This is a genomic window from Mesorhizobium sp. WSM4850 (assembly GCF_055811735.1).
Map to the genome: position 1 here is coordinate 49,384 of NZ_JBVVPV010000026.1, position 12,138 is coordinate 61,521.

14 protein-coding genes are annotated in these 12,138 nt (G+C 62.9%); 8 read left to right on the forward strand and 6 right to left on the reverse strand.

The window, feature by feature from the left end; genetic code table 11:
* Positions 1 to 10 precede the first annotated feature (10 nt).
* From AC0L2Z_RS22470 to AC0L2Z_RS22480, 3 genes are read left to right on the forward strand one after another with little or no spacing between them, the layout of a single operon-like run.
* Complete coding sequence (locus tag AC0L2Z_RS22470) at positions 11 to 265, forward strand: hypothetical protein (protein ID WP_023798247.1); 255 nt, start codon at positions 11 to 13, stop codon at positions 263 to 265.
* Positions 262 to 930, forward strand: coding sequence for a phosphoribosylformylglycinamidine synthase subunit PurQ (purQ, locus tag AC0L2Z_RS22475; RefSeq protein ID WP_023798248.1), 669 nt, complete (start codon positions 262 to 264; stop codon positions 928 to 930). Before AC0L2Z_RS22470 ends, purQ begins: the two co-directional genes overlap by 4 nt.
* Before the next feature lie 45 nt (positions 931 to 975).
* Positions 976 to 1,389 carry a hypothetical protein gene (locus AC0L2Z_RS22480; RefSeq protein ID WP_473629334.1) on the forward strand — a complete coding sequence of 138 codons (414 nt, stop codon included), beginning with the start codon at positions 976 to 978 and terminating at the stop codon, positions 1,387 to 1,389.
* 144 nt (positions 1,390 to 1,533) lie between these two features.
* On the opposite strand, the gene AC0L2Z_RS22485 is transcribed toward AC0L2Z_RS22480, so the two are convergent.
* Complete coding sequence (locus AC0L2Z_RS22485; RefSeq protein ID WP_473629335.1) at positions 1,534 to 1,740, reverse strand: DUF1127 domain-containing protein; 207 nt, start codon at positions 1,738 to 1,740, stop codon at positions 1,534 to 1,536.
* A 132-nt stretch (positions 1,741 to 1,872) separates the two neighbouring features.
* On the opposite strand from AC0L2Z_RS22485, the gene AC0L2Z_RS22490 reads away from it, so the two are divergent.
* The 5 genes from AC0L2Z_RS22490 to AC0L2Z_RS22510 all read left to right on the forward strand — a co-directional run bounded on the left by AC0L2Z_RS22490 (position 1,873) and on the right by AC0L2Z_RS22510 (position 7,847).
* Positions 1,873 to 3,285: an aminotransferase-like domain-containing protein gene (locus AC0L2Z_RS22490; RefSeq protein ID WP_287259666.1), complete on the forward strand. Its 1,413-nt coding sequence runs from the start codon at positions 1,873 to 1,875 to the stop codon at positions 3,283 to 3,285.
* A gap of 143 nt (positions 3,286 to 3,428) precedes the next feature.
* The gene (gene purL / locus AC0L2Z_RS22495) at positions 3,429 to 5,669 is read left to right on the forward strand and encodes a phosphoribosylformylglycinamidine synthase subunit PurL (RefSeq protein WP_473629336.1); all 2,241 of its coding nucleotides are present in this window, start codon (positions 3,429 to 3,431) and stop codon (positions 5,667 to 5,669) included.
* Between the two features lie 80 nt (positions 5,670 to 5,749).
* Positions 5,750 to 5,983 (forward strand): BolA/IbaG family iron-sulfur metabolism protein, encoded by a 234-nt coding sequence (locus tag AC0L2Z_RS22500; protein WP_023798252.1) that lies wholly within the window; start codon positions 5,750 to 5,752, stop codon positions 5,981 to 5,983.
* Between the two features lie 173 nt (positions 5,984 to 6,156).
* Complete coding sequence (gene grxD, locus AC0L2Z_RS22505; protein WP_023798253.1) at positions 6,157 to 6,492, forward strand: Grx4 family monothiol glutaredoxin; 336 nt, start codon at positions 6,157 to 6,159, stop codon at positions 6,490 to 6,492.
* 110 nt (positions 6,493 to 6,602) lie between these two features.
* Positions 6,603 to 7,847, forward strand: coding sequence for a multidrug effflux MFS transporter (locus AC0L2Z_RS22510; RefSeq protein WP_287237517.1), 1,245 nt, complete (start codon positions 6,603 to 6,605; stop codon positions 7,845 to 7,847).
* A gap of 12 nt (positions 7,848 to 7,859) precedes the next feature.
* Here the strand turns inward: AC0L2Z_RS22510 and AC0L2Z_RS22515 are convergent, their stop codons facing one another.
* The 5 genes from AC0L2Z_RS22515 to AC0L2Z_RS22535 form a co-directional block, all read right to left on the reverse strand.
* Entirely contained in the window at positions 7,860 to 8,093 is a 234-nt protein-coding gene (locus AC0L2Z_RS22515; RefSeq protein WP_473629337.1) for a hypothetical protein, read from the reverse strand.
* A 270-nt stretch (positions 8,094 to 8,363) separates the two neighbouring features.
* The gene (pldH, locus tag AC0L2Z_RS22520; protein WP_473629338.1) at positions 8,364 to 9,110 is read right to left on the reverse strand and encodes a pyridoxal 4-dehydrogenase, SDR-type; all 747 of its coding nucleotides are present in this window, start codon (positions 9,108 to 9,110) and stop codon (positions 8,364 to 8,366) included.
* 31 nt (positions 9,111 to 9,141) lie between these two features.
* Positions 9,142 to 10,320, reverse strand: coding sequence for a pyridoxamine--pyruvate transaminase (gene ppaT / locus AC0L2Z_RS22525; RefSeq protein ID WP_287376026.1), 1,179 nt, complete (start codon positions 10,318 to 10,320; stop codon positions 9,142 to 9,144).
* 26 nt (positions 10,321 to 10,346) lie between these two features.
* Positions 10,347 to 11,153, reverse strand: coding sequence for a 4-pyridoxolactonase (gene pldA, locus AC0L2Z_RS22530; RefSeq protein WP_473481728.1), 807 nt, complete (start codon positions 11,151 to 11,153; stop codon positions 10,347 to 10,349).
* A 48-nt stretch (positions 11,154 to 11,201) separates the two neighbouring features.
* Complete coding sequence (locus AC0L2Z_RS22535) at positions 11,202 to 12,137, reverse strand: putative B6 ABC transporter permease subunit 1 (protein WP_023798259.1); 936 nt, start codon at positions 12,135 to 12,137, stop codon at positions 11,202 to 11,204.
* Between the last annotated feature and the right edge of the window lies 1 nt (position 12,138).

Consider the following 12,138-nt stretch of genomic DNA (forward strand, 5'->3'; position numbering starts at 1 on the left):
CGGAGGATATATGACTGAAGCCACGAACGAGTTGATGTACGAGCTCCTGAAGCGTGTGCACCACGAAGTTGCTGAACTTCGACCAGATGTTTCCGAAGTGAAGCGGGAGTTGAACGCAATTCGGGGTCACATGGTCGCAACGCAAAGCGACATCCATAACATCTACGGCATTCTTGGCCGTCAAGACGATCGTCTCGAACGTATAGAGCGCCGTCTCGAATTGCGTGGACTTGCCGAAGCCCAGGGGCCTTACGAACCGAAATGAAATCAGCCGTCGTTCTTCTGCCGGGCCTCAACCGTGACCGCGACATGATCGCGGCGCTGACCAAGATTTCGGGAACGCCGCCGGTCACGGTCTGGCAGACCGATACCGAAATCCCCGACGTCGACCTGATCGCCATTCCCGGTGGCTTCTCCTTCGGCGATTATCTGCGCTGCGGCGCCATTGCGGCGCGCATGCCGGTGATGCGGGCGGTCGCCGAAAAGGCGGCCAAGGGCGTGATGGTCATTGGCGTCTGCAACGGCTTCCAGATCCTGGTCGAGGCCGGCCTTTTGCCAGGCGCCTTGATGCGCAACACGTCGCTGAAATTCGTCTGCCGACAGGTCAAGCTGCAGATCGCCAACGCCAACACAATGTTCACCCGCCGCTACCAGCCGGGCCAGATCATCCGCTCGCCGGTGGCGCATCATGACGGCAATTACTTTGCCGACGCCGAGACGCTGCGCAGGCTCGAAGGCGAAGGCCAGGTCGTGTTCCGCTATGCCGAAGGCACCAATCCCAACGGCTCGATCAACGACATTGCCGGCATCATCAACGGCCAGGGCAATGTGCTCGGCCTGATGCCGCATCCCGAGAACCTGATCGAAGCGGCACATGGCGGCAGCGACGGCCGGGCGCTGTTCGAAAGTGCGCTTGGCATCGCCGCTTGATATCTTCAGCGTTCATCTTTTTTCCGAATTCGAAATAGGCGCCGCATGAGCCCGAGACAGACGATCGCCCGCCTCGCTCTTGTCGCCGCCGCCTGCCTTGTGCTCGCCTCCTGCCAGTCGAAGCCGAAGAACGCGCCGGCGCCTTCGGGCAAGAGTGCGCTGCTTGCCATGGAACAGGTGGCGATCGCCGCCCACAAATGCTGGATCGCCAGCAAGGATCCCGCTTTCAAACCCTATCAGATGGCCAACGAGCTGAATTCGTTCACCGGCACGCCGCGCTTCCTGCTGGTTCCGGTCAAGCATTATGGCGGAAAGCCGTTGCTGGTCGTGCAGGCACAGGGCAATTCACGCCGAGTTGACGTGTACGGTCCGCTGATGGCCGAACCGCTCGGCGCACGCATCGGCTCGGACATTGCCCGCTGGCAGGCTGGCAATCAGGCCTGCGGTGCGGCTGCATAGGGCAGTGAGCCGCTGCCTGCAGGTCGCCGGTCTGGTCATCGGCCTGGCCGCACTTGTCCTGCAAATCTGCATCACCGTTCCAGCGTCGATGGCAGCCGGCCGCAGTTTTGTCGGCTCGCTCGTCTTCTATTTCAGCGCGTATTCTCAGTCCCAGAACGGCCTCAGACCCTCACGATGGGCGTCGGCACGCGAGATGCCGATATCCCTAAGCTGATCGTCGGTCATTTCCAGCAAGACCAGCCGACTGCGCCGGCGATCCAGCAAGCGGCCGATCCGGTTTGCGAGTGTGTTGACCATTCGCACCAGGCGACGGACATAGCCTTGCCGGCCTGACGGGCGGGCTCCGGGCAATCCAGCTCTCATGTAACGGATTGTATCGATTGCAGCCATTTTCTTGCTACCAAAATTCGAGATTGTACCTATTTGTTGCGCGGTCACATATGTATTGACTCTCAAAACGGTGCAATATAGAAAATTGTCACCATGACAAATTGGCTTCCCGACCTTTCCGCCGGCTCCGGGCCGCTCTATCAGCGGCTTGCAGATTCCATCGAAACGGACATCGACCGTGGCGTGATCGCCGCCGGGGCAAAATTGCCGCCGCAGCGCGATCTGGCATACGACATCGGCACGACCGTCGGCACGGTCGGCAGGGCCTACCAATTGTTGCGCGAGCGGGGCCTGGTGAGCGGCGAAGTCGGACGCGGAACCTATGTGCTTGGCCGGCATGACACCAAGACCGATCTGCTGGCGCCCGACCCGCAGGTGGAAGGCACGCGCTATATCGATGCGCCTCGCGGCAAACTGCGCTTCGACAGCACGGCTGCGCCTGATACCGGCCAGGGCGCCATTGTCGCCGATGTGCTTTCGCGCACGGCGCAGGAGCATCCGTACGAGATTTCAAGCTATACGCGGGATTTTCCCAACCGCTGGGTCGAGGCCGGCTGCAGCTGGCTGTCGCGAAATTCGTTTCGCCCAAGCCCCGATGGCATCGTTCCGACGCTCGGCACCCATGCCGCGGTTATGGCGGCGATTGCCGCGCTGACGACGCCCGGCGACTATATCGTCTTCGAGCACCTCACCTATTCGCAGATTTCTCGCAGCGCCGGCCTGATCGGCCGCCGCACCGCGCTGGTGACGTCGGACGCGGAAGGGCTCGATCCAGAGGATTTCGAACGCGTCTGCGCGCAAAAACACCCGAAAATGATGTTCCTGATGCCGACGGCACAGAACCCCACACTGGTGACGCTGTCGGCGACGCGCCGCGAGGCCGTCGCGCGCGTCGCGCGCGAATACAATGTCATCCTGATCGAGGACGATCTCTATGGCGATCTGACCGACGACCCGACGCCGCTCCTGGCCGAATATGCCCCCGAACGGACCATCGTTGCCGGCGGCCTGTCGAAATCGGTTGCGGCCGGCGTTCGCGGCGGCTGGCTCGCTTGTCCGCCGGCCTATCGCCACCGGATCCGGGTCGCTCACAAGATGCTGACGGGTGGCCTCCCCTTCCTGCTGGCGGAAGTGTGTAGCCGACTGGTTCTGTCCGGCCAGGCCAGCGAGATGCGCAAGCGCAGCATCGTCGAGATCAACGCGCGCGTGGCGATCGTGCGCGAGACACTAGCCGGGTTCGACTTCAACGCACTAGACAATGTGCCCTTCGTCTGGCTCACCCTGCCCGATCCATGGCTTTCCGGCACCTTCAAGAACGCCTGTCTCGAACATGGCGTGCTCATCGACGACGAGGACGAGTTCAAGGCCGGGCGTTCCGAGCAGGTTTTTCACGGCGTGCGGTTTGGCGTTTCACAGCCAGAGCGACGAGAGGACATCGCCGGCGGCGTCGGCGTGATCCGGCGGCTGCTGGACGAGGGCCGCGCCGGCTACGACAGTTTCTCCTGAACCGGCTTGAAACCGGCGGGCCGAGTGGCGATCTTTCGCTACTTGCTGCACCCTTTCCATCGTTTTTCGTCGCTTGATGGGTGTATCGGCTGCAAAGCTTGCGATAAGACGGGACTCGATCCCAAGGACATAAATTGCCGCCCATGACCATTTCCAATTCCGTGCCGATCACTCCGGAACTCATTGCCGCGCACGGGCTGAAGCCCGACGAATATCAGCGCATCCTCGACCTGGTCGGGCGCGAGCCGAGCTTTACCGAGCTCGGCATCTTTTCGGCGATGTGGAACGAGCACTGCTCGTATAAATCCTCGAAAAAGTGGCTGCGCACGCTGCCCACCACCGGGCCGCAGGTCATCCAGGGCCCGGGCGAGAATGCCGGCGTGGTCGATATCGGCGACGGCGACTGCGTCGTCTTCAAGATGGAGAGCCATAACCACCCCTCCTTCATCGAGCCTTATCAGGGCGCGGCGACCGGCGTCGGCGGCATCCTGCGCGATGTCTTCACCATGGGCGCGCGGCCGATCGCGGCAATGAACGCACTGCGCTTCGGCGCGCCGGACCACCCCAAGACCAGGCACCTCATCGCCGGCGTCGTTGCCGGCGTCGGCGGCTACGGCAATTCCTTCGGCGTGCCGACGGTCGGCGGCGAGGTCAATTTCGACGCGCGCTACAATGGTAACATCCTGGTCAACGCGTTTGCGGCGGGGCTGGCCAAGACCGATGCGATCTTCCTGTCGGAAGCCAAGGGAGTCGGCCTGCCGGTCGTCTATCTCGGCGCCAAGACCGGCCGCGACGGTGTCGGCGGCGCCACCATGGCCTCGGCCGAATTCGACGACAAGATCGACGAGAAGCGGCCCACCGTCCAGGTCGGCGACCCGTTCACCGAAAAATGCCTGCTCGAAGCCTGCCTCGAACTGATGGCGTCCGGCGCCGTCATCGCCATCCAGGACATGGGTGCTGCCGGCCTCACCTGCTCGGCGGTCGAGATGGGCGCCAAGGGCGACCTCGGCATCGAGCTCGACCTCGACAAGGTGCCGGTGCGCGAGGAGCGCATGAGCGCCTATGAGATGATGCTGTCGGAGAGCCAGGAGCGCATGCTGATGGTGCTGCGCCCCGAAAAGGAAAAGCAAGCCGAGGCGATCTTCCACAAATGGGGCCTCGACTTCGCCATCGTCGGCAAGACAACCGACGATCTGCGCTTTCGCGTGCTGCACCAGGGCGACGAAGTCGCCAATCTGCCGATCAAGGACCTTGGCGACCAGGCGCCGGAATATGACCGTCCCTGGAACGAGCCGAAGAAGCCGGCGCCGCTGGCGGCCGGCGATGCACCGCAAGCGGATGTCGCTGAGGCGCTGCTGAAACTGCTTGGCGGGCCCGACCTGTCCTCGCGTCGCTGGGTATGGGAACAATACGACACGCTGATCCAGGGCAATTCGCTGCAGCTTCCGGGTGGCGATGCCGGCGTGGTGCGCGTCGAGGGCCATCCGACCAAGGCGCTCGCCTTCTCCTCCGACGTGACGCCGCGCTATTGCGAGGCCGACCCTTACGAGGGCGGCAAGCAGGCGGTGGCCGAATGCTGGCGCAATCTTACCGCCACCGGCGCCCTGCCGCTCGCGGCCACCGACAACCTCAATTTCGGCAACCCGGAACGACCCGAGATCATGGGCCAGTTGGTCGGCGCCGTGAAAGGCATCGGCGACGCCTGTCGCGCGCTCGGCTTTCCGATCGTCTCCGGCAATGTCTCGCTCTACAACGAAACCAACGGGCAAGGCATCTTGCCGACGCCGACCATCGGCGGCGTCGGACTGATCGCCGACTGGTCCCAGATGGCGCGGATCGGCTTTGCCGCCGAGGGCCAGATGATCCAGCTGGTCGGCGCGCCGGCGATATGGGGAACGCATCTCGCCCAGTCGGCCTATATGCGCGACATCCATGGCCGCACCGACGGCCCGCCGCCGCCGGTCGATCTCGACCATGAAAAGCGCGTCGGCGACCATGTGCGCGCCCTGATCGCCTCCGGCGTCGTCACATCAGCGCATGACGTTTCCGATGGCGGCATTGCCGTCGCGCTGGCCGAGATGGCGATGGCGTCCGGCATCGGCGCGACCGTCCCCGGCCTGGTCGGGACCGATCCGATCCCGGTCTGGTTCGGCGAGGATCAGGGCCGCTACCTCTTGACACTGTCGATCGATCCGCAAAGCAAGGAATGGGACGCCATTCGCGAACAGCAGAGCAAGCTCGGCATCTTCGCGCCGTGGATCGGCTCGACCGGCGGCAGCGACCTGAAACTCGGCGAGGCGCGGGCGATTCCTGTCGGCGAATTGACCGCTGCCCACGAATCCTGGTTTCCTCGCTTCATGGCAAATGAGGTCGCGGACCCCTGATTTGATCGAGCGGGGTCGTTGCGGTGTGGTTCATCCGCCGTTTCGATCATATCTATGAGATCTGAACAAGGAATCCTCACATGGCAATGGACGCGCACGACATCGAACGGTTGATCAAGGAAGGCATTCCGGACGCCAAGGTGACGATTCGCGACCTGGCCGGCGACGGCGACCATTATGCGGCCGAAGTCGTGGCCGAGAGCTTTCGCGGCAAAAGCCGCGTCCAGCAGCACCAGATGGTTTACGACGCGCTGAAGGGCAATATGGGCGGCGTGCTGCACGCGCTCGCACTGCAGACCAGCGTGCCGGAATAGGCTTTTTAGGGCTTTGCTGGCTTGGGAAGATAGCCGTCTGATGCTCTTGGCCCAGGCCATCCTTTGCGCCATTTGCGTGACGAGGCGGCAAACGTCTTGTTTCAGGCAACCTATGGGTTTATTTGAAAGGGTATGTTTCGAGCCCGGCTCCCGCGGGCATGAAAGGATTTTCTATGAGCGGTATCAACGACTACATCGACAGCGAAGTGAAGGCCAACGACGTCGTTCTCTTCATGAAGGGCACGCCCGGTTTTCCGCAATGCGGATTTTCCGGTCAGGTCGTGCAGATCCTCGACTACATCGGGGCCGACTACAAGGGCGTCGACGTGCTGACCTCGGCCGAGCTGCGGCAAGGTATCAAGGAATACTCCAACTGGCCGACAATCCCTCAGCTCTACGTCAAAGGTGAGTTCGTCGGCGGTTGCGACATCGTCCGCGAGATGTTCCAGGCTGGCGAACTGCAGACGTTCCTCGTCGAAAAGGGCGTCAGCGTCAAAGGCGCCGCCTGACGAACATTTAGGGCACTTCGCCAAGCTGATTATCTCCCCGGTATCGGGGCACAAGACGAATGAATGCGCCGGTGCGCCGGCGCTTTTTCGTTTGAAGATCGGACTTTGCCGTGGATCAGCATGCAGAAGCGCAGCAACAGGCAAGCACCTTGCCTATTCCGCGCTGGGAATTCATCGCGCTGTGCGCGGCGTTGATGGCGCTCAACTCGCTGGCCATCGACATCATGCTGCCGGCGCTGCAGCAGATCGGCGCCTCGCTGGGCGTGGAAAATGAAAACCATCGCCAATATGTGATTGCCGCGTACATTCTCGGCTTTGGCGGCGGACAGCTCTTCTTCGGGCCGATCTCGGACCGCTTCGGACGCCGCGCTCCGCTCGTCGTCGGACTGGTTATCTACGTCGCCGCGGCGAGTGCGGCGGCAATCGCCCCGACATTTGCCACGCTTATTCTATGCCGGGTGGTGCAAGGCATCGGCGCCGCGGCCACACGCGTCATCGCCGTCTCGATCGTGCGCGACACCTTCGACGGCCGGCGCATGGCCGAAGTCATGTCGCTGATCTTCATGGTCTTCATGGCCATTCCGGTGGTGGCGCCAGGCATCGGCCAGGTCATCATGCTGTTTGCCTCCTGGCACTGGATCTTCATCACCATGGCGGCCGGGGCGCTGATCGTGTCGGCGTGGGCGCTGCTGCGGCTGCCCGAAACGCTGCATCCCGAATATCGCCGGCCGCTGACGGCATCATCCGTCCTTGGCGGTTTCCGCATCGTGCTGACCAACCGCATCGCGCTATGCTATGCCTTCGCCAGCACTTTTGCCTTCGGTGCGATGTTCGGCTTCATCAACTCGGCGCAGCAGATCTATGTCGACGTCTTCGGCGTCGGCGAGATGTTCCCGGTGATTTTCGCAGGGATCGCCGGCGTGCTCTCCTTTTCGAGCTATCTGAATTCGCGCCTTGTCGGCCGCATCGGCATGCGCCGCCTGTCGCAAAGCGCGCTGCTCTTGTTTCTGGCCATCAGCCTCGCCTGGCTGGTCGTTTCCATCCAGATGAAGATGCCGCTCTGGCTTTTCATCACCTTCTTTGCCTGCACGATGGTCCCGTTCGGCGCACTCGGCGCGAATTTCAACGCGCTCGCCATGGAGCCGCTCGGCCAGTTGGCCGGGACAGCGTCGTCCATTCTGGGCTTCATGCAGACCTTCCTCGGCGGCGTGCTCGGCACGCTGATCGGCCAAGCCTTCAACGGCACGGTGACGCCCTTGGCCGCCGGATTCTGCAGCGTTTCGCTTGGCGCATTGGTGATGGTGCTGATCGCCGAGCGCGGCAAATTCTTCCAGCCGCAGAACCCGCCGGTTTAGGCCGAACGCGTTTCAGGATTCATCCCCGCTCGCTGCGGTGAAGCGAGGGAACAGCAAACGCCCTGCGATCGCCCCACCCATCCTGTCCGAAATCGGCAGTGGCAGAGCCTTGTCGAGGGCCTCGAGGACGGAAGCGACGAAAGCCCGGTTGAGGCTGCCATCATCCCCCAGACGGGAGTAGGTGGCGCGAGGCTTGCCGATAAGTGTGCCGTTTCGGCGAATTGAGAACTGCAGCGTCAGGGTCATGCCCGCGGTTCCGGGCGGCGGCTCCCAACAGGCGACGATCGCGGAGAACATCTCGTTTATGGTGTCGACGGGTTCGGGACTGCGACAGCCGCGCTCCTGCGATGTTGCCGCGTTAGGCCCGGCAACCAGGGCAAGGGTAAGGGCGACAATTGCGGACCGAGGTTTCATCTCGGGTCTCCGGTTTCGCGCGGATAAATGTAATCGAAATTTTCGACTAAAGCTTCCATCGAGTATCAGCGCTGCGGATGGATCCTTTCAGACGTCGGCGCTTTAGTGGCGCACCATGCCGGCGTCGACATTCAGCGTCTGGCCGGTGATCCAGCGTGCGTCATCCGAGGCCAGGAACGACACCACATCGGCGATATGTTCCGGCTGCCCTTTGCCTTTCATAGCCTGCAGCATCTCGACGAAGCCGAACGCCTCGTTGTGCGGGCTCGCCTTGACCCCATCGCTCTCGATCAGGCCCGGCGTCACCGCGTTGGCGGTGATGTTGTATTTGCCGAGTTCTGTGGCGAGCGCCCTGGTGAAGCCAATGACGCCGCCCTTGGCCGCGACATAGGCCGCCATGTTCGGCGTGCCGGCAAAGAAGCTGTTGGAGGCGATGCTGATCACCCGGCCGGCCTTGCCGGCGGCACGCATCTGGTCCGTTGCCGCGCGGCTGACGATGAAGGTTCCGGTCAGATTGACGTCGATGATCTTGCGCCAATGGTCGAGGTCGACATCGTCCCAGGCGACGAAGGGCACGATGCTGGCGTTGTTGACCAGGATATCGATGCCACCGGTCAGTGCCTGGATCTCGGCGAAGAGCGCCTTGACGGATGCCGGATCGGAAATGTCGGCGGCGATCGCCTTCGCTTTTGCGCCGATCGCCGCCGCCGCCGCTTCGGAGCCTTCCGCATTGATGTCGCTGACGATGACGGTCGCGCCATCGGCGGCCAAGCGCGCGGCGATCGCCTTGCCGATGCCTTGTGCGGCCCCGGTAACCAGGGCGGTCTTTCCCGCAAGCCGTTCAGTCATTTCCGTGCTCCATGTGATCTGTGACTTCATCTCAGGCGTCGGCGTCGATAACGGCGAGCGCCGCGTCGATGCCTTTGCCGACCGCGAGCTTTTCGCCCAAAGCACTCATCGCGCCGCCAAGTGCCGTCAGCGCGGCGATCGCATAGATCGGCTGGGCGGTCGGGCCCATATGGCCGATGCGCGTCAACTTGCCCAATGTCTCGCCCCGGCCCGACGAGAACACCACGCCGTAACGGGCGCGCGCAGCCTGGCGAAGCGCCTCCTCGTCGATGCCTTCGGGCGTCCGGACGGCAGTCGTGGTCGGCGATGCGATGATGTCGCTGGCCGCCCAGATCGACAGACCCAGCGCGGCGACGCCGGCGCGCATGGCCTTGGCGGTGAGCGCGTGGCGCGCCCACACCGCCGCCGGTCCCTCATTGAGGTAGAGGTCGAGCGCGACGTCGAGCCCGTTCATCTCCGCGACGGACGGCGTGAACGGAAACGGCTTGTCCTTCGACCACGCATGCTCCCAATCGACGATGCTGAGCATCGACGCGCGCGGCGCCAGTGGATTGGCCTTCATTTTCGCCCAGGCCCGCTCGCTGACGCCCATCATCGTCAGCCCGGGAGGCGCGCCGAGGCATTTGTTCGGGCCGGTGACATAAATGTCGGCCTTGCAGTCCTCCGGATGCGTTTTCATGCCGCCGAAGGACGAAACGGCGTCGACGATCAGATAGGCGCCATGCGCCGAAACCAGCGCGCCGATGGCATCGATCGGGTTGATGGTGCCCGACGGCGTGTCGTGATGGCAGACGGAAACGATGCTGATTTCCGGATGCGCTTCCAGCATTGCCGCAACCGCCTGCGGGTCGATCGCCTCGTTATAGGGCACCTCGATTTCGAGCAGATGCGGCGAATAGCGCTTTGCCCAATAGCCAAAACCCTTGCCGTAGACTCCCGAGGCAAGGTTGAGCACGACGTCGTCTGGCGTGATCAGGGAGGCTGCCGCGGCCTCCAGGCCAAGGACCGGCTCGCCATGCAGAATGACCGGCTTGTTGGACAGCCGCATCGCCTTCTGCGCCTTGTCGACCACAGCCTCGTAAAAGAGCTGGAACGCCGGGTCGTAATCGTAGAGCACGGTGCGGCCGAGGCCGCGCAGCACATCGGGATAGGCGTTCACCGGCCCGGCGGTGAGCGTGATGACCGGTTCGGCGTGTTCGAGATAGCGCATGGTCTTTGTCTCTTCGTTGGCGGCGGTCAGCCGTAGAATTGCGTGCCGGTCCGATAGGTCTTGAAGTTTTCCATGTCGTGCGAATACATCAGCTCGGCCCCATAATCCTCGGCGAGCTTCTTCACCTTGCGCATCGAGTTGACACCCGCCACCGGGTCGATGTGGAAGGCCGCCTGGCACAGCGTTTCAAGGCTCTTCTGCGTGTAGGCCGCATCGATGGTGAACATGATCGGCTTGCGCTTGGGAAATTCGACCAGCAAGCTGTAATGGCCGATAGAATGGCCGGGCGTCGAGATCAATTTGACCCCCCTGGCAAGCTCGACATCGCCGTCGATGCCCTCGAAGGTCGAGTTGGCCCGCGTCGTGCCCTCCAGCAATTGCGCGGTCGCGCCACGCGCTTCGGCAGCCTCCGCCGAAAAGCTCAGATCCGAATAGCCAAGGTGCTCGAAAGGCTGAGGATTGCAGGCCTGCGGCACCTCGGTGCGATGACAGATCTTGTTGGCATGCGGAAAATACTTGTTGCCGCCGCAATGGTCGAAGTGGAAATGCGAGTTGACGACGACGTCGATATCCTTCGGCTCGAGGCCGAGCAGCGCCAGGGCGCCGGGAATGGTCTGGTGCTTTTCCTGGATCGGCTTTTCGAAAGGCAGCACCTTCATGACGTGGTCGTAGTCGTAGCCGGTGTCGATGAGAAACCGGCCCTCGGCATGCTCGATCAGGATCGAATAGACGGGAAAGCGCACTTCGCCGCCGGGGCCGCGATTCCAGAACACGTGATAGCCGTCGAGAACGAGCGAGCCACCATCGAGCAGGTAGACCTTGGTATCCGACATTTTGTTCTCTCCTCTGTTGGCGCGGGTCCCGTCCGCGCCTGAACCGGATCAGCGCACGCCGCGCTCGTATGGAATGCCGAGCGCTGCCGGCAGGCTGGCCCGCCGGCCGAACAGAACCAGCATGATCATCACCGCCAGGAACGGCAGCATCTGGATGACGTCGGTTGGTATGTTGATGCCGGCCACCTGCATGGCTGTCGTCAGCGACAGGCACACGCCGAACAACAAGGCACCGAACAGCACCCAGACCGGGCGACCACGCGCCAGCATGGCCAGCACGATTCCGAGAAAGCCCGCGCCATTGGTGATGAAGGGAATGAACAGGCCGGCGCCGACATTGGCGAGAAAGGCGCCGCCAAGCCCTGCCAGCGCTCCAGTCGTCAGCACGGCGATGGTGCGGGTTCGTGCGACGTCGATGCCGGCGACGTCAAGCGCGGCCGGCTTGTCGCCCGCCGCCTGCAGGTTCAGGCCGAGCTGCGTGCGCCGATAGATGTAGCCCATGGCGAAAACCAGTGCTACCGCCAGGTAGACGATCAGATGCTGCCTGAACAACGCCGGCCCGATCACCGGAATGCCCGACAGCAACGGAATGACGGTCACATCCACCGCTGGCAGGCGGGGATAGCTGCGCGAAAACTGGAAATGGTGGAGCAGCGCCGTCAGGCCTTCAAGTCCCAATGTCAGCGCTATGCCGATGACGATCTGGTTCAAGCCGATGCGCACGCAAAGCAGCGCCATGACCAGCGCCACGGCGATACCGCCGCCGGCGCCGGTGAGAAAGCCCAGCCACAGCGATCCGGAATAGAAGGCGCCGACGAAGCCGAGATAGGCGCCGGCCAGCATCATGCCTTCGATGCCGATGTTGAGCACGCCGGCCCTTTCGGACATCTGTTCGCCGAGGCCAGCCAGCAGCAGCGGGATCGCCGCGGTGACGGCGCCAAACAAAAGCGCGCTGAGAAAGACTTCGCTGAACAGCCCGGTCATA